This is a genomic window from Curtobacterium sp. Csp1 (assembly GCF_013347185.1).
Map to the genome: position 1 here is coordinate 269,769 of NZ_CP054594.1, position 16,714 is coordinate 286,482.

The window sequence follows — 16,714 nt, forward strand, 5'->3', positions numbered from 1 at the left end:
GCTCCCGGTGAACGCCGGCCCGGAAGGCGTCCACACGAGCGCCGTCCCGGGCCGGGTCGAGATCACCGCCCGAGCCCTGACGACCCTCGCCCGTGCCGCGTCCGCGGAGCGCCTCGGCGTCCCCGCCAAGCGACTGCGCATCGACGTCGGCGACCACGCCGGCAGCCTCGCACTCGACGTGACGGGGCCGATCCGCGAGCAGCCGGACATCCTGTCCGCTGCCTCGCGGGCAGCCGATGCCATCAAGGCGCGGGTGTCGGAGTTGTCGGGGCGGCAGGTGGGCAGTGCCCACATCGAACTGACCGGGATCGTGCGTGAGCACGAGGACCGGGTCCGGTAACAGGAGGAACTGATGAGCAGCACTTCTTCGCTCGAGCGGCGCCTGCGCCGCCGGAGCGTGCACCGGTCCCGGTCCACCGCGGTCGCGATCACCCTGATCGTCACCGCCCTGGTCGCGGCGTGGATCGGTGTCGAAGCGGTCCTGAAGGCCATCGGCCAGCGCCCCCTGCTGGCCGACCCGCAGACCATCGTCGACGCCGCCCTGCAGCCCGACGCCGCGTTCACGACCATCGCCGAGGTGACCGCCGCCGTCCTCGTGATCGCCGGGATCGTCCTGATCGTCCTGGCCCTGGGGCCCGGCCGGCAGCCCCGCTCGGTCGTGGACCACGACCGGGGCGCGGTCGTGATCGACACGAGGATCCTGGCCTCGACCGCCGCGAACGCGGCCGCCCTCGCCGCCGGCGTCCCCGAGTCCAACGCATCCGCGTCGGCACGTGGGCACCGCACCGAGGTGCGGGTGGTGCCCCTGTCCGGTATCCCCGTCGACACCCACGTCGTCCAGCAAGCCGTCCAGGACCGTCTCGGCCGGCTCGGCGGCAAGCACGGCACCCACGTGAAGGTGCACGTGGAGCAGAAGGGAACGCTGGCATGACCACCACCAACCGCACCCTGAACCGCATCATCCTGCTGCTGCTGGGCCTGGTCGCGGTCATCGTCGGGGTCACCATCGGCGCCGGGGTCCTCACCCCCGTCCGCGACGCCCTCCAGCCCTCCCTGACCCTGCCCGACAAGGTCACCGTCCCGGCGGCGTCGCTGTGGATCATCGCCGCCGTGTGCGCGGTCGTGATCGTCCTGGCGCTGATCGTGGTCTTCACCCGCGGCGGCGGCGGCACCAGTGTCGCTGCCCGGACGAAGACCGGGGACGACCAGGTCACCGTGAACGTCGCCCTCGTGCGGGACGTCATCGACCACGAACTCGACGGCGTCCACGACGTCGTCGCCGCGAAGGTCGACACGTACACGGTCAAGCAGCAGCGCGCCGCCCGGATCCGGGTCCACGTCCGCCGCGGCGGGGACGCCGTGAGCGTCCTCGACGCCGTCGACCACGCCGTCAACACGTTGGACACCACCCTCGGCCAGCAACTCCCGGTCCTGGTCCACCTCACCGGCGGCACCAGAACCGCACTGGCCAAGACCACCCGCGTCCACTAGGACCATCCGCTCAGCGCACCACCACCACCGGGGCGTCCGGAAGGCGCACCCGCACACACAGGAAGGAACCCACCATGGGACTCGACGACAAGATCAAGAACGCCGCTCAGGACGTCGCCGGCAAGGCGAAGGAGGCCTTCGGCAACGCCACCAACGACGACTCCAAGGTCGCCGAGGGCAAGAAGGACCAGGCCGCCGCGAGCACGAAGCAGACCGGCGAGGACATCAAGGACGTCTTCAAGAAGTAAGCAGCCGACGGCCGTCGCTCCCGTCACGGGAGCGACGGCCGTCCTGTTCGAGGAGGAAGCCATGCAGCACGATCCGAACGCCCGGACGCAGATCACCGAGGTCGACCTGCCGTCCGGACTCACCACTCCGCTCCCCGAGGACGCCGGCCCCCTCGCGGTCGCCGCGCGGACCGCCGCGGAGACGGCGCTCGGCGTGCCGGGCGTCCACCACCTGGGCGGACTCGTCGCGCGCGCAGCCGACCGCGTGCGCTCCCAGCTCGGGCGCTCCGCCGGGGCGCCGGGGGTGCAGGTCGACGAGGTCGACGGGACGCTCGACGTCACCGTGTCGCTCGTCGTGACGTACCCGCAGCCCGTCCGCGAGGTCGCCGAGGAGGTCCGCCGTCAGGTGACCGCCGCGGTCTCGCAGCTCGGCGCCGGGCAGCCCACCACGGTCGACGTCCGCGTGCTCGACGTGCACGGGCCGTTCGACGACGAGCCCACCGCGATCGACAAGGCCAAGGACGCCGTCGGCGACGCCGTGGACCGCACGAAGGACGCCGTCGGCGACGCCGTGGACCGCACGAAGGACGCCGTCGCCGGTGCCGCGGAGAACGTCCGCGAGGGCGCTGCCGAGGTCGCCGAGCGGGCGAAGGACGTCGCACAGGACGCCGCCGACGCCACGCGCGAGGCCGCCGTCAAGGCGAAGGACGCCGCCGGTGACGTCGCCGACCGCGCCCGTGATGCCGCCGCCGACGCCGGTGACCGCATCGCCGACGCCGCGGACACGGCACGGGAGCGCACTGCCGACGCCGTGGACGCAGCCCGGTCGACCGCGTCGGACGCCGCCGAGCGTGCGGCCGAGAAGTCGTCCGAGGCCGGCGACGCCGCGAAGGACGCGGTGCGTGCCGCGAAGGACGCCGCCGTCTCCGCCTCCGAGGAGGTCCGCGACCGGGCCTCCGGCGCCGCAGCCGCCGCGACCGACGCAGCGGCCGACGCTGGTGCCGCTGCGTCCGACGCCGCCGACTCGGCGGCCGACGCGGTGCGCGGCGAGGGTGCCGGCACGGCCCGCGGCGAGCACGAGGTCGACACGGGTGCGTCCGACGCCGCCGGTGCGAGCACCGACGAGCGCGTCGCCGATGCCCTCGACGACGCCGCCGACCGCATCGAGCACGCCGCCGACGTCGTCCGTGACGAGGCCGACACCCGCCGTGACCACGACGCCGACACGGGCGGAGCCGAGGCCGGACGATGAGCGCCGTGTGGTCGGGTCGGCGGGCCCGTGTGTCCCGTCCGCCCCGGCCCCGGCCGCGGGGCGTCTGGATCACCTCCGGGATCGGCATCGTCCTGGTGCTCGCGATCGCCCTCGGCGCGTACCTGCCGCTCGTCGGGTTCCTCGGGGGCGTGACCGCGACGACCGCGGGCCTCGTGCCCTTCCCGTTCCTGCGGGTCACCCTCGTGACCCTGCTCGGCGCGGTGGTCGTCCTCGCCCTGGTCGTCCTCGGGCTCACCCGACGGCACACCGTCACGACCGTGTTCGCCGTCGTGCTCGCCGTGCTGGTGAGCCTGGCGGTGACGGCCTACCCGGTCGTCACCGTGGCGATCGCCTCGGCCGACCGTGCCGGTGACGTGTGGCCGATCGTCACCGAGCTCTGGCAGCGCTTCACCGGCTGACCTCCCTGACCGCCGCGGCGAGCCCGTGACCCGAACACGGGTTCGCCGCGGCTCCCCCGTGCTGCCGGGCACGGCCTGACCGCCACTCCACGGCCTCAGCGACACCTCACGCGCGTCGACGCGCGTGAGGTGTCGCTGTGCGCGTGGACACGCCCGCGGCTCAACGACCGGCGAGCCGCCGGAGCCCCTCGTCGATCGACACCGTCGGCGCCCACTGCAGGTCCGCTCGGGTCCGCCGCTGGTCGAACCAGTGCGCGGTCGACAGCTGCTCTGCCAGGAACCGTGTCATCGGCGGCTCGTCCGCCCCCGGTCGGACCCGCCACACGGCCTCGACGACGGAACCTGCGACCCGCGCGAGCCCGGCGGGCACGTGCCACCGCGGTGCCGGGACGCCCGACGCCGTGCAGATCCCGGCGAGCAGCTCCCCCACCGGCCGCGGTTCGCCGTTCGTCACGACGTACGCGTTGCCGTGCACGTCCGGGTCGGCCGCGTGCTCGAGCGCCGCGACCATCGCCGAGGCTGCGTTGTCGACGTAGAGCGTGTCGATGAGCGCCGCCCCGGAGTCGAGGAGCGGCAGCCGACCGGCTCGGGCCCGCTCGACGATCCGTCCGACGAGCTGGGTGTCCCCCGGCCCCCAGACCAGGTGCGGGCGGACCGCGACGACCGCGAACCCGGGGCCGTCCGCCGCGAGCGCGAGGAGCTCGGCCGCGGCCTTCGTCCGGGCGTAGTCCCCGCGGGCGGCCTCGGGCTCGGCCGGACCCGCGCCGACCCCGGCGAGCGACGAGCCCGTGTGCGCCACGGACGGGGACGACACGGCGACGAAGCGCTGCACTCCCGACGCGCGTGCCGCGTCGAGTAGGGTCTGCGTCCCCGTGACGTTGACGCGTGCGAAGTCCGCGGGGTCACCGGCGAGCGACACCTTCGCCGCGAGGTGCACGACGGCGTCGACGTCGGCCACGGCCGCGCGGACGGTGTCGGTGTCGGTCACGGAGCCGAGCACGTCCGTCACGCCCTCGACCCCGGACGGCCGGCGCTGCAGCGTGCGCACGGTGTGTCCGGCGTCCCGCACGGCGTTCGCGGTCGCGGCGCCGAGGAACCCGCTCGCGCCGGTGACCAGGACCCTCACGGGCGGGTCCGTCGCGGGTCGCGCACCCGACCACCGCCGAGTACCCCCGCCGCCCAGCGCGCCAGCCGGGCACGGTCGACCTTCGAGTTGTGCCGGACGTCCGTCGGCAGCACCGGGACGACGAGCACCGCGGCGACGGGCACCCCGGCGGCCGCACGGACGGCGGCGGACAGGTCGGCGGACGCGGGTCCCGGTCGGCGGACCGGCGGGACGGTCTCGACGACGGCGACGACCTGCTGTGTGCCGGCGGGTCCGATGCCGGCGATCCCGGCACGGCCGACCCCGTCGACGCCCTCGATCCGCTGCTCGGGTCCGACCGGTGTGACGACGCCGGCGGGCGTGGTCACGACGTGCTGCAGGCGCCCCTCGATCCACAGGCGCCCCTCGGCGTCCAGGTGACCGACGTCCCCGGTGCGGTGGCCGCGCGGGTCGTCGACCCCGTTGCGCGAGACCCGGTCGGTGCGCCAGAGCCGGTCGTACCGGTCGCGCACGTGCGGCGCCGCGACGACGACCTCGCCCGTCACCCCGGGATCGTCCGTCGGCGCGCCGGTCGGCACCCCGTGCTCGTCGAGCGGCGCGATCCGGACCCGGACGCCCGGCGCGGGGACGCCGACGCAGATCCCGGACCCGACACCGGATCCTGCCGCGACACCCGAACCGCTCCCGGCGGCGGCACCGCGCACGCCGTCCAGGTCGACGTCGGTCATCAGCAGGCCCTCGGTCATGCCGTAGGGCGTGTGCGCGGAGGCGTTCGGCATCAGGCGCGCGGCGGCCTCGAGCAGCGTCGCGGACACCGGCGCCCCGGCGGACAGGAACAGGCGCACCCCGGCGAGCACGGTCCGGTCGGCGTCGGTCAGCGCACCGGCGGTGTCGACCACGTTCGCGAGCGCCGCCGGAGACAGGAACACGACCGTCGCGTCGACCGCGGCCACGGCGTCCGCGACCGCCCGCGCGGTCAGCGTCCGGGGCGCGGTGACGTCCATGTCCGGCGCCACCGAGCGCGCGCCGAGCGCCGGTCCGAGGAGCGCGAACGGCGCGAACCCGGCGACGAGCCCGGTCCCGACGCCCACGCCGTACTGCGCCGCGAGCACGTCCCGGACGGCGCCGAGCTGCCGGTGCGTGTACACGACGCCCTTCGCCGGCCCGGTCGAACCGGACGTGAAGAGCACGGCGGCCCGGTCGTCGGCGGACGGTTCGGCCGGCAGGGCCCGCCCCGACGCGAGCAGGCGGGCGCCGCGACGTGCGACCTCGGCCAGGGAGTGCTCGACGCGGAGTGCCCGACGAGCGGGTGCGGGGAGCGCGAGGGTCGCGATCCGACGGCCGGGCCAGCCGAGCGCCCGCGACGCGGCGAGACCGGGCAGCGCGCCGACGATCCAGTCCGGTCGCGCTCCGCGGACCGCACGGGTCAGACCGCGCAGGCCGAGTCCGGCGTCCGCGACCACGACGACGGCACCGATCCGGACGCACGCGTACAGGACTGCGGTCAGGTCGGCGCCCGGGGTGACGAGGAGCGAGACGCGGTCGCCGTGCCGGACGCCGAGGTCGGCGAGCCCGACCGCGATCTCGTCGACGCGCCGGGCGAGCAGACGCCAGGAGACCGTGCGCGGGCCGCCGGGTGCGGCCATCTCGACGAGCGCGGGGCCGTCGGACGCGCGCTGGTCGTCGAGTGCGGCCCACAGCGGGCGGCCCGCGTCCGCCGCGGGGTCTGCATCGACGGACGGGAGGCGCGGGCCGGCTCCGTCCCGCGGCCCTCCGTCCGGCAGGTGGTCGCCGAGCCAGTCGGTCACCGCGCCCGCCACGTCGGCGTCGTCGGGCAGCAGGTGCCCGGCGCCCTCGAAGCGGTGGACGTCGGCGTGCGGCAGCCGCGCGGTGAGGTCGTCGAGGTACCTCTCCAGGAACACCGGGTCACGAGGGCCCCAGAGCACCAGGGCCGGGACGTCGAGCGCGGCGACCCCGGCGGCGATGCGGTCGAGCTCGACCGCGCTCGGGTGCGCCGCGTCGACCGGGATGTCGGCGACGAATCCGCCGATCCCCCCGCGCCGTGCGGCGCCGCGGTAGGGCGCCCGGTAGGCGTCCGCCGTCGCACGGTCGAGCCGTGGGTGCGCGATCGCGAGGGTGGTCTCGAGGAACGCGGGCGTCAGGACGGTGCCGCGGCCGAGCACCTGTGGCCGGAGCGCGAGCCGGAGCGGCGCGGGGATCGGGGCGTCGTCGGGCTGGTGCACCGCGGTGTTGCACGTCATGACGCCGACGACGGCACCCGGGTGGTCGACCGCCCAACCGAGGGACACCACGCCGCCCCAGTCGTGTCCGAGGGTGACGACGGGACCGGTCAGCCCGAGCGTGTCCGTGAGGGCACCGAGGTCCCGGACGCGGTCGGCCAGCCGGTGCAGCGTGCCGGTGCGCTCCGAGAAGCCCATGTCGAGCTGGTCCACCGCGACGACGCGCCAGGCCGGACCGCCGGCGCGGGCGACCTCGAGGGTCCGCGTGACCACGGAGCGCCACAGGTAGGACCACGTCGGGTTCCCGTGGACGCACAGGACGGTGCCGACCGGGGTGACGCCGATGGCGTCGAGGGAGCCCGCCGTGTCGAGGAGGTGCCACGTCCGCGCGGGGCGATCCGGTCCTCCAGGCCGGTCCGTGCCACCCGGCACGGTGACCAGTCGCGACCAGGCCGGGTCGAGTCCGGGCAGGGGCGGCGGGAGCGTCGCCGGAGCCGCTGCGGCGGCGACGCGCGGGAGGACGGACCTCACCAGCGCAGTTCCATCATCGCCGTGTTGATGCCGGAGCCCACGCCGCCCAGGAACACCCGGTCGCCGCGGGCGATGCCGCCGCGGGCGACCTCGTCGGCGAGGGTGATCGGGATGGACGCCGGGCCGACGTTGCCGTACCGCTGGTACGTCGTCGGGACCTTGGCACGCGGGATGCCGATCGCCTCGACGAAGGCGTTCGTGTGCACGTCGGACACCTGGTGCAGCACGTACCGGTCCATGTCGGCCCAGTCGAAGTGCGCACGCGCCTCGTTCCAGGCGGCGACGACGAGCTCCATGCCGCCCTTGAGCAGCATCTTCGCGTCCGTGAACATGCCGTCCACGCTGCCGACGCACAGGTCGTACCACTGGGTCGCCGCGCGGGTGACGCCGCCGACGATCCGGTGCCCCTCGGGGTGCACGTCGGACGGGCCGAGCACGGCGGCCGCGGCACCCGACCCGAGGGTCAGGCTCGCGAACTCGCTCATGAAGTCCTTGCGGTTCCGACCACCCTGGTTGAGGCGGTCGATGGTGTTGAGCTGCACCTGGTCGGCGTCCTCGCCGTCCACGACCAGCGCGTACTTGATCTGGCCGGAGTCGATCATGCCCGCGGCGACGCTCATCGCGTTGACGAAGCCCAGGCAGGCGTTCGCGATGTCGAAGTTGATCGCGGACGACGGCAGTCCGAGCCCGTGGTGCAGGCGGACGGCGACGCTCGGCTCCAGGTGCGGGCGCGTCACCGAGGTGTTGATGAGCAGCCCGACGTCCTCGGGGCGGATGCCCGCCTCGGCCATGGCACGGCGGCCGGCGTCGATCGCGGCGTCCTGGAACGTCTGGCCCTCGCCCCAGTTGCGGCGCTCGGTGACCCCGGCGACGCGCTCGAGCAGGCCCATCGGCAGCCGCAGGCGGCGCAGGGCACCACGGAGGCGTGCCTCGATGTCGGCGGAGGTCGTGACGCGCTCCGCCGTCGTGGTCGCCACCGACAGCAGCGACACGTTGTGGTGCTTGGCGGTGGCGTTGCCCGGGCTCTCCACGTCGTCGTTCGGGGTGGGGTCGACGGGGCGGTCAGCGAGTATCGTCACCGGCTCATACTTCCGCATCATGGCTGGGTGTGGGGTCCGTCTCCGCGGAACGCAGGGTCAGGCGTCCTTCGGCAGCTTGCGCACCTTGCTGCGACGACGACGACGGTCGGGGATCATCGAGCGCATCTCCTCGAGCTTGCCGAAGCACAGCAGGCGGTCGCTCGCCTGCAGTTCGACGCCGCTGCGGGGGTTCGGGATGACGGTCGCACCGCGGTGCAGCGTCAGCACGGTGATGTCCCGGTCCCACAGCCCGGACTCCTTGATCGTCTTGCCGACCAGGTCCGCGTTCGTGTGCACGAGCAGCTCGGCGACGCCGTACCCGGTCGAGACGCTGAGGCGCTGGCGGACGTCGATCTCCGGGAACGCGACCTGGTTGCCGATGAAGTCGATGATCGCCCCGGCGACGTCGAGGCCGGTCGCGCGCTCGATGCCCTCGAGGCCCGGCGACGAGTTGACCTCCATCACCAGCGGTCCCTCGTTGCCCTCGAGCATGTCGACGCCGGCGACCCGGAGTCCCATGATCTGGGCCGAGCGGACCGCGGCCTCTTCGTACTCCGGCGACAGCGTGACCTTCTCGACGGTCCCGCCCCGGTGCACGTTCGAGCGGAACTCGTCCCCGCTCGCGCTCCGTCGCATCGCGGCCACCACGCGGTCGCCGACGACGAGCGCGCGGATGTCCCGGCCGCGGCTCTCCGAGATGAACGACTGGATGAGGACGTTCTGCTTCGTCGAGTGCAGCGTCTCGACGATCGACTCGGCGACCTTGGCCTCCGGCGCCAGGATCACGCCGATGCCCTGCGTGCCCTCGAGCAGCTTGATCACCACGGGCGCGCCGCCGACCCGGTCGATCGCGCCGCGGACGTCCGCGCGGCTGTTCACGAACGTCGTCGCGGGCATGCCGATGTGGTGGCGCGACAGGATCTGGTTCGCCCGGAGCTTGTCGCGCGAGTTCGTGATGCCCGTGGCGGTGTTCGGCGTGTACACGTCCATCTGCTCGAACTGCCGCACGACCGCGGTGCCGTAGTACGTGATCGAGTTCCCGATCCGGGGCAGCACGGCGTCGTAGTCGCTGAGGAGCCGGCCGCGGTAGAGCAGGTCGGGCTCGTCGGCGGTCAGGTCGATCGCGAACCGCAGGGTGTTCAGCACCTTGACGTCGTGCCCGCGGTCGATCGCCGCGGCACGCAGGCGCTGCGTCGAGTACGCGTGCGGGGCGCGCGACAGGATGGCGAGTTTCATCGGGGTGCTCCACGGGGGTTCGAGGACGTCGACGGCGACGCTCAATCAAAGCATGCGACAGGATGGGCGCATGGCCCGGAACCCGACGATCGCAGGATGGCGTGAGTGGGCTGCCCTGCCCGCCCTGGAGCTGCCCTGGATCAAGGTGAAGCTCGACACCGGCGCCCGCAGCTCGGCGCTGCACGCGTTCGACCTCGAGGAGCTCGCCGGGGACCGCGTGCGCTTCTCGGTGCACCCGTGGCAGGACTCCGACGCCGACGCCGTCACCTACGAGTGCGCCGTGCACGACCGCCGCATCGTCCGCAGCTCGACGGGCCACACCCAGGAGCGCATCGTCGTGCTCACGCCGATCGCCCTCGCCGGGGTCACGGTCGACGCCGAGGTCACGCTGAGCAACCGCGACCAGATGGGCTTCCGGATGCTCGTGGGGCGCCAGGCGCTCCGGCAGGCGTTCCTCGTCGACCCCGCGCGGTCGTTCACCGCCGGGCGTGCCCCGAAGGAGATCCGGCGCCGCAACCGCGGTCGCGCCTGAGGCGCGCGGGCGCTGCGCTGCGCGCGGCCTGCGCGCGGCGCGGGCGCGCGCGCGGCCCGCTTCCGCACCACCGGAAGCACGCCGCGCCACGTCGATCCGTGGTGCGGGGTGCGCAACGCTGTGCGGAGCGCACCAGCGTGCGCCGCTGACCGACGGGAGGCACGGGGCAGGCCCGCCCCGTGCCTCCCGTCGGGAATGAACATGTTTGGCTCCCTCTCTTGTGAAATGCTACGTTCCACACATTGCCCGATGGCGATGGGGGTGGGCGATGGGGATCGAGTTCGACGAGGCCGCGGCAGCACGGCTCGTCGCGTGCGCGACGGAGACCGCGCTGGCGCTCCGCGGGAGCGCGCTGCCGCGCCGCGGGGCGGCGGAAGCCGCGCTCCGCGACTTCGCGGGCGGGTACGCGAGGTGTTTCGAGGCTGCTCGGGTGATCGAGTCCGGCGACCGGGTGCGGCTCGCCGCGGCCCTCGACGACCTGGCCGACCAGGTGCGGATCGTGCGGCACCAAGCGGACCAGGAACGGCGCCGGCTCGCTGCTCACGCTGCCTGGCGCGCGCGGACGGCGGACCGCGAACGCGCATTGGTGGGCGTCGGCGCCGTGTGGGAACCCGTGCTAGACGCAGGTGCCGCGGTGCTCGACCCCGAGCCGTCCGATGCGCCGGTCCGTCCGACGCCGGTGTCCGCCGCGTTCCGTCCCCGGCGTCGCGCCCGGACCGCGGGGCACTCGGGCGGTCGGAGCAGCGCCGACCCGGAGCACCTCCGGCGGTTCGCTGCCACGACCCGGGCGCTCGACGGCGCGATGGAGCAGGACCTCGTGCGCGTGCGGAACGCCTGGTCTGGGTTCACGAGCCGGTGCGGGTGGGTCCCGATCGACGTCGCGACCCTGCCGCTCGGGTTCGGCGAGCTCCTGGCGGAGAACGAGGAAGACGCGGGCTGGGCCGAGCGGATCGCGGACGCGTTCGCAGCGGCCGGCGGTGGGACGCTCGCGGACGCCGTGCTCGATGCCGCCGGGAGCTCGACGCTGCCGCACGCGGTGGAGCGGCTGCTCGATCCGTCACTGACCCCGGCGCAGGTCGCCGAGCGGTGGCGGGCGCTGGGGTTCACCGCCGACGACCTCCGGGCGCTCCCGCTGACGACCCAGATCCGGGTGGCGGCCCTGGACGGAATCCCGGCGGCGTCGCGAGACGTCGTCTCGCGTGCGGTGCTCGCGGCAGCGCTCCGGGATCCCGGCCGGCTCTACCGGGTGTTCGGGCTGGCGTACACGTACGGCGCGGTGAGCCTCGAGGACTTCACCGAGCAGGTGCAGGCTCTGGCGGCGGGGTTGCGGCAGGCCGACCAACTCGCGGCGGACCTGGACACACCATCGGACACCGTCGCCCAGCTCGTCGGCTTCGGCGTGGCGAACGGTGCGCCGGTCGCAGCGATCTCGGTCGGCAACCTCGACACCGCGACGAACCTGACGGTCAACGTGCCCGGCGCCACCACGACCCTCGACAGCAGCGGCCAGAAGGTCCGGGCGGCGTCCGCGCTCCTGAGGGCGGCTGCCAGAAAGAGCGGAACGGACTCCTTCGCAGTCGTCTCCGGGTCCGGGTACCGCGCGCCGGCCTTCGCCGAAGTGCCCGCCCAGCAGCGCGCCGCGGCCGGCGGCGCGACGCTCGCGTCCTTCCTGGACGGGATCCACGACAGTCGAGGGACCACACCTCGTTCTCTGTCGGTCCTCGGCCACTCGTACGGCTCGACGACCGCTGCCGAGGCACTCGAGCAGGTGCGGTACCCGGTCGACACCTTCGTCACGTACGGGTCGGTGGGCTTCACGGAGGCGACCAAGCCAGAACACCTGCGCGCCCGCCACGTGTTCGCGACGGAGGGTGAAGCGGACCACACCGCGATCTGGGGGCGCATCGGCCGGACCGACCCCCGGGACGTTCCGGGCGTCCAGGTGTTCAGCTCCGAAGCGGCCGCGGGCACGCTGGCCGTCACCGGCCACGACATGTTCCCCGAGAGGGACGGCCAAGTCGGCTACCTGAGTCCGGACGCGACCGCGCAGCAGAACATCGCCTCGATCATCGCCACGGGAGCCCCTCGATGAATCGCGCCAGATCACTCTGCGCCCTGCTGACCGCCGCCCTGCTCGTCGGAACCCTGACGGGCTGCACGAACCGAGGAGGACCCATGCCGACTGACGCTGCCGGGCTGACCCAGGAAGACGTCGCGACGATGTCCCTGCACGAGGAGTTCGAGGCGTACCGCCAGCACTACGAGCACATGCAAGAGCTGCTGGCGGGCGCACAACGGTCGGTCAACCACGGCCCCTGGGACTGGATCGGCGGGGACCGTGTGCCGGGCATCGGTGGCGACGGCCTCGAGCCGCTCCCGGGCGCAGACACGCTCAACAGCTACGACCTGCGGACCGATCGGATCTGGGAGCCCCCGGGAGCCACGGGTGATGCGCGGGACCTGCAGCCGATGGTCGACTACTTCGACGAACAGGGCTGGCGACACCGCGAGGGCCACCCCGGCCGTGACCACGACACCTGGGCCAAGACCGACGACGGCTGGCAGATCGAGTACGTCGTCCAATCCAACGGCAGGTACTCCCTGACCGTGTACAGCGAACTCTTCTGGACCAACGACGACCTCGCGCTCATGGAAGCGGTCGGCGGCCGCAGCGACGGCGACTACCCAGACGAGTCCCTGCCGGGCGAGTACCCGCCGTTCCCGGACTGGGACGACCCGATCATCAACCCCCCGAAGATCTGAGCAGAGCCGAGCACGCTCCGTGACCTCCCGTGACGCAGCCGGTGCCGGCGACGACCGCCCGTGCCTACGCTCCACGCACCGGCACCGACGCCGCAGTTCCGCCCCGCCCGACCCGAGGAGCATCCCGTGACCGACCAGACCATCGCCCGCCAGGTGGACGAGTTCAACGAGGGCTTCACGGCCCAGATCGGCCCGGAGCTGTCCGCGGTCTTCGACGGCGAGCAGCGCGACCTGCGGAGCGCCGGTGTGCCCGACGGTGTCGTCGCGGCGGGTGACGCTGCGCCCGACGGGCCGCTCGTCACCCCGACCGGCGAGACGACCTCGCTGCAGGCGGTGCGTGGGGACACCCCGACCGTCCTCGTCTTCTACCGGGGTGCCTGGTGCCCCTACTGCAACATCACGCTCCGGACGTACCAGCAGGAGCTCCTGCCGGCGCTGCAGGAGCGCGGCGTGCAGCTCGTCGCCGTCTCGCCGCAGACGCCGGAGGCCGCGGAGCAGTCCATCGCGAACGGCGAGCTCGCGTTCCCGGTGCTCACGGACCCGGAGAACGTCCTCGCGGGGCGGTTCGGCATCGTCACGGAACCGAGCGCAGCCGCGCGGGCGGCGCACACGCAACTCGGCTTCGACGTCGCCGACAGCAACGCGGACGACACCGCGGCCGTCCCGTTCCCCTCGGTCTTCGTCCTCGACGACTCGGGGGTCGTCCGCTTCGCGGACGTGCACGTCGACTACACGACGCGCACCGAGGTCGCCGAGGTACTCGCCGCCGTCGACGGCCTGGTCGCCCGCACGCACTGATCCGGCGACCGTCCCGCCGTCGACGCGGCGGTGAGGGACTGGAGGCGCGGTGCGGGTGACCAGCGCGCGTCACCCGCACCGCGCGTCCAGTACGGTCCGGCCGCGCGTCCGCGCCGGACCCGCGTCACGGCCCGGCCCGCGTCAGGGCAGGAGTGCGTCGGCGACCGCGCGCGCCGTCACCGTCCCGGCCGCCGGATCTCGGAGGCGCATCGCCAGGGACCCGGACACCACGAGCAGGAGCTGCTCGGCGAGCGCCGACGCCCGTCCGCCGACGAGGGGGCGGGCCGTCTCGGTCAACCGTCGACGCAGCGTGTCGGTCTCGCGGTCGAGCACGGCGCGCACGTCGGCCGGGGCGTCCACGTACTCGGCGGCCGTGCCGAGGAACGCGCACCAGCGTGACCCTGCCGGTGTCGCGCGGTAGTCGTCGAGGGCGTCGAAGACCGCGAGGAGCCGCCCGCGGTCGTCCCGCGCCCGGTCGACCGCACGGTCCCAGGTGGCGACCCAGTCGTCGTGACGGCGGTCGAGAGCGGCGGCGACCAGGGCTTCCTTGCTCGACCACCCGCGGTACAGGGTCGCGGACGACACGTGTGCGCGCTCGAGGACCACGTCGATCGGAGTCGCGGCGATGCCCCGCGAGAAGAAGAGCTCCTCGGCGGCGTCGAGCACGCGCTGCTCGGTGCCTGGACGCATGACCACGGAGCCAGCCTACGATCGCAGAAGTGAAACGATCGTTTTCGTCATCCGACCGGATCCTGGTGGCGACCGGGTTGGGGACCATCGCCGCGACCTACGGCCTCGTCCGACTGGCCCTCGGGTTGTACCTGCCGGACGTGCAGCGCGACCTCGGGTTCGGTGCGGCGGTCGGCGGCGCCGTGTCCTCCGGTGCGTCCGTCCTCTACTGCGTCGGTGCCCTCGTCGGGTTCGTGTCCGCCGGACGCTCCGCGCGCCGACTCGTCGCCGCGGCCACCCTGGCCGCGGGTCTCGGCGCGGTCGTGATGGCGGCAGCGCCGACCGCGCTCGTGTTCGGCGCCGCCGCGGTCGTGGCGTCGACCGGTGCGGGGCTGGCCTCCCCCGCACTCGTGCAGCTCGTGCGCGAACGGGTCGCGGCCGAGGGCCGGTCGCGGGCGCAGGCGGTGGTGAACGCCGGGACCGGTCCGGGACTCGTGGTCGCGGGTCTGCTCGCGCTGCTGCTGCTGCCGGAGTGGCGTGCCGCATGGACGGCGGCCGGGGCCGTGACCCTGCTGGTCGGCGCGGCGACGCTGCTCGCGGCAGGGCGTCCCAGCGGACGACCGGCGACGGAGAACCCGAGCAGCGGGACGTCGGCCGGCCGGTGGCCCGATCGACGCTGGGTCGTCGCGCACCGCGTCCCGGTCGTCGCCGCCCTGGCGTTCGGCGCCGGGTCCGCCGTCGTCTGGACCTTCGGTCGGGCGGCCCTCGTCGACGCGGGTCTACCGGTGGCGGTGACGATCGTCGCCTGGGTCGCGATCGGGCTCGGCGGCGCCGCGGTCACCGTCACCGCGCGGTGGACGTCCGGGCTGACCGCCGGGCGGCAGTGGGCGATCACCGCCGTGGCCGCCGCCGCCGCGGTGCTCGCGATCGGCACGGTACCCGGCGTCGCGCCCGTGGTGCTGGTCGCCTGCGCGGTGTTCGGGTGGGGCTACACGGCGGCGACCGGGGCGCTCATCGCCTGGACCACCGAGGTCGACGCCGCACACGCGGCGGCCGGCACCTCGATGCTCTTCGTGCTGCTCGTCGCCGGGCAGGCGGTCGGCGCCGCCGTGGCGGGCTCGTTCGTCGGGCTGCTCGGCACCGGCGCGACGTGCACGGCCGCCGCGGTGGTCGTGCTCCTGGCCGCTGCCCTGCCCCTGGCGCGGCGGCGGCGTGCGGCGCGGGTCGCCTGACCGCGGGTCAGAGGATCGGCCGGAGCTCGATCCGTCGGTTGCACGCCACGGAGGCCTCGGTCGCGGTACGCAACGCGGTCTCGGCGTCCGCCAGCTCCAGCACCCAGAAGCCCGCGACGTAGCCGGGGGTGTTCGACGCCGGACCGGAGGTGCGCGACTCCTGCCCGCCGCGGCCGTCGACGACGGTGGCGTCCGCGGGCGCGGACACCCCGGCGGCGAACACCACGGCGTCGCCGAGTCCCGCGTTGAACCGGTCGACGGCGTCGGACTCGGTCTGCGTGGCGGACGCGGTGCGCCCGGCGACCTGGGACTGTCCGTCGTCGATGACGTTGAGAAGGAACTGCACGGCGTACTCCCCTGCTCGGTGCGGCGCCGTCCTCGTCGACCACGCCGTCGTCCGGGACGGTACGCCTGCACCCGCCGGGACGCCAGCACGTCGTCACCGGAACCGCCGAGACCGGATGATGGTCGCGTGCACGTCGACCCGACCACCGAGGACGCCGACCGGCTCTGGGCCGACGGCGACCGCCGGGACGCGCTCCTGCTGCTCCGTCGGATGGTCGAGGCGGCGCCGGAGGACACCGCGCGGCGCCTCGCGCTCGTCGAGCGGTACCGGTCGATGGGACACCCGGACCAGGCCGGGCGCTGGGCCATCGGCCTCCCGGGGGTCGCGACGGCCGTCGAGCGGGACCGGGCTGCCCGCCTGCTGGCGTCGTCGGGCGTCGCACGGCCGGACCTGCGGAGGTTCCTGGTGCTCCCCGGCGAGGGTGACCTGCCGGCCGAGGTCGTCGAGCTGCTGCCCGAGGTCGACCGGTACCGCAAGACCATGGACGTTCCCGTGCGTGCTCGGACCTCGCCGGACCTGGCCGAGTCGCTGTTCCTCGTGGCCGGTGGGCTGACCGCCCTGGCCTTCGTCCTGCGGGTGGTGGGCGAGCTGCTCCCGTCGCTCGTGCTGCCGTCGCACTGGGCGGGCTTCGCCGCGATCACGGGTGTCGCGGCGGCATCGGCGGTGCAGGTGCGGTCGCGGCTCGTCGAACGGCGGTGGGGCTCCGCCGCAGCGTGGGTGGTGATCGCGATCGCCACCCTGGTCTTCGCCGCACTGCTCGTGGGGCAGACGCTCGGCGACTGGTGAGCGGCGAG

General features: G+C 74.2%; 18 protein-coding genes. 12 read left to right on the top strand and 6 right to left on the bottom strand.

The genetic code is table 11. From position 1 onward, the window contains the following. The 6 genes from HUN58_RS01270 to HUN58_RS01295 all read left to right on the top strand — a co-directional run. A partial coding sequence (locus HUN58_RS01270) for a hypothetical protein (protein ID WP_217488569.1) occupies nucleotides 1–340 on the top strand: 340 nt, incomplete at its 5' end. A gap of 12 nt (nucleotides 341–352) precedes the next feature. Continuing rightward, nucleotides 353–931: a DUF6286 domain-containing protein gene (locus HUN58_RS01275; protein WP_141862707.1), complete on the top strand. Its 579-nt coding sequence runs from the start codon at nucleotides 353–355 to the stop codon at nucleotides 929–931. Then, a complete protein-coding gene (locus HUN58_RS01280; RefSeq protein WP_141862709.1) occupies nucleotides 928–1,491 on the top strand; it encodes a hypothetical protein in 564 nt (187 codons plus the stop codon). The genes HUN58_RS01275 and HUN58_RS01280 overlap by 4 nt, the downstream gene beginning before the upstream one ends. Before the next feature lie 74 nt (nucleotides 1,492–1,565). Next, the gene (locus tag HUN58_RS01285) at nucleotides 1,566–1,739 is read left to right on the top strand and encodes a CsbD family protein (protein WP_114851332.1); all 174 of its coding nucleotides are present in this window, start codon (nucleotides 1,566–1,568) and stop codon (nucleotides 1,737–1,739) included. A gap of 61 nt (nucleotides 1,740–1,800) precedes the next feature. Continuing rightward, on the top strand, nucleotides 1,801–2,970 hold the full coding sequence (locus HUN58_RS01290) for an Asp23/Gls24 family envelope stress response protein (protein WP_180224743.1): 1,170 nt from the start codon (nucleotides 1,801–1,803) through the stop codon (nucleotides 2,968–2,970). Continuing rightward, a complete protein-coding gene (locus tag HUN58_RS01295) occupies nucleotides 2,967–3,389 on the top strand; it encodes an MFS transporter permease (protein WP_114851334.1) in 423 nt (140 codons plus the stop codon). The genes HUN58_RS01290 and HUN58_RS01295 overlap by 4 nt, the downstream gene beginning before the upstream one ends. Before the next feature lie 160 nt (nucleotides 3,390–3,549). Here the strand turns inward: HUN58_RS01295 and HUN58_RS01300 are convergent, their stop codons facing one another. From HUN58_RS01300 to rimK, 4 genes are all read right to left on the bottom strand, one after another. Then, nucleotides 3,550–4,515, bottom strand: coding sequence for an NAD(P)-dependent oxidoreductase (locus tag HUN58_RS01300; RefSeq protein ID WP_180224742.1), 966 nt, complete (start codon nucleotides 4,513–4,515; stop codon nucleotides 3,550–3,552). Continuing rightward, complete coding sequence (locus HUN58_RS01305; protein WP_254631590.1) at nucleotides 4,512–7,265, bottom strand: alpha/beta fold hydrolase; 2,754 nt, start codon at nucleotides 7,263–7,265, stop codon at nucleotides 4,512–4,514. Before HUN58_RS01305 ends, HUN58_RS01300 begins: the two co-directional genes overlap by 4 nt. After that, nucleotides 7,262–8,296, bottom strand: a complete 1,035-nt coding sequence (locus HUN58_RS01310; RefSeq protein WP_180226123.1) for a 3-oxoacyl-ACP synthase III — start codon at nucleotides 8,294–8,296, stop codon at nucleotides 7,262–7,264. Before HUN58_RS01310 ends, HUN58_RS01305 begins: the two co-directional genes overlap by 4 nt. A 105-nt stretch (nucleotides 8,297–8,401) precedes the next feature. Then, nucleotides 8,402–9,580, bottom strand: coding sequence for a 30S ribosomal protein S6--L-glutamate ligase (gene rimK / locus HUN58_RS01315; protein WP_058740865.1), 1,179 nt, complete (start codon nucleotides 9,578–9,580; stop codon nucleotides 8,402–8,404). Nucleotides 9,581–9,650: 70 nt separating this feature from the next. On the opposite strand from rimK, the gene HUN58_RS01320 reads away from it, so the two are divergent. From HUN58_RS01320 to HUN58_RS01335, 4 genes are all read left to right on the top strand, one after another. Then, a complete protein-coding gene (locus HUN58_RS01320) occupies nucleotides 9,651–10,112 on the top strand; it encodes a RimK/LysX family protein (RefSeq protein ID WP_180224741.1) in 462 nt (153 codons plus the stop codon). 268 nt (nucleotides 10,113–10,380) lie between these two features. Further along, nucleotides 10,381–12,204, top strand: coding sequence for an alpha/beta hydrolase (locus tag HUN58_RS01325; protein WP_180224740.1), 1,824 nt, complete (start codon nucleotides 10,381–10,383; stop codon nucleotides 12,202–12,204). A gap of 83 nt (nucleotides 12,205–12,287) precedes the next feature. After that, complete coding sequence (locus HUN58_RS01330) at nucleotides 12,288–12,875, top strand: hypothetical protein (RefSeq protein WP_180224739.1); 588 nt, start codon at nucleotides 12,288–12,290, stop codon at nucleotides 12,873–12,875. A gap of 126 nt (nucleotides 12,876–13,001) precedes the next feature. Further along, the gene (locus HUN58_RS01335; protein ID WP_180224738.1) at nucleotides 13,002–13,673 is read left to right on the top strand and encodes a peroxiredoxin-like family protein; all 672 of its coding nucleotides are present in this window, start codon (nucleotides 13,002–13,004) and stop codon (nucleotides 13,671–13,673) included. 141 nt (nucleotides 13,674–13,814) lie between these two features. Here HUN58_RS01335 and HUN58_RS01340 read toward each other — a convergent pair whose 3' ends face one another. After that, entirely contained in the window at nucleotides 13,815–14,363 is a 549-nt protein-coding gene (locus tag HUN58_RS01340; RefSeq protein WP_254631663.1) for a TetR/AcrR family transcriptional regulator, read from the bottom strand. Nucleotides 14,364–14,392: 29 nt separating this feature from the next. Here HUN58_RS01340 and HUN58_RS01345 point away from each other — a divergent pair, with 29 nt between their 5' ends. Further along, nucleotides 14,393–15,574 carry an MFS transporter gene (locus tag HUN58_RS01345; RefSeq protein ID WP_208745311.1) on the top strand — a complete coding sequence of 394 codons (1,182 nt, stop codon included), beginning with the start codon at nucleotides 14,393–14,395 and terminating at the stop codon, nucleotides 15,572–15,574. Nucleotides 15,575–15,581: 7 nt separating this feature from the next. On the opposite strand, the gene HUN58_RS01350 is transcribed toward HUN58_RS01345, so the two are convergent. Further along, nucleotides 15,582–15,920: a YciI family protein gene (locus tag HUN58_RS01350; protein ID WP_180224735.1), complete on the bottom strand. Its 339-nt coding sequence runs from the start codon at nucleotides 15,918–15,920 to the stop codon at nucleotides 15,582–15,584. A 126-nt stretch (nucleotides 15,921–16,046) separates the two neighbouring features. On the opposite strand from HUN58_RS01350, the gene HUN58_RS01355 reads away from it, so the two are divergent. Then, nucleotides 16,047–16,706 (top strand): hypothetical protein, encoded by a 660-nt coding sequence (locus tag HUN58_RS01355; RefSeq protein WP_180224734.1) that lies wholly within the window; start codon nucleotides 16,047–16,049, stop codon nucleotides 16,704–16,706. The last annotated feature ends 8 nt before the right edge of the window (nucleotides 16,707–16,714 follow it).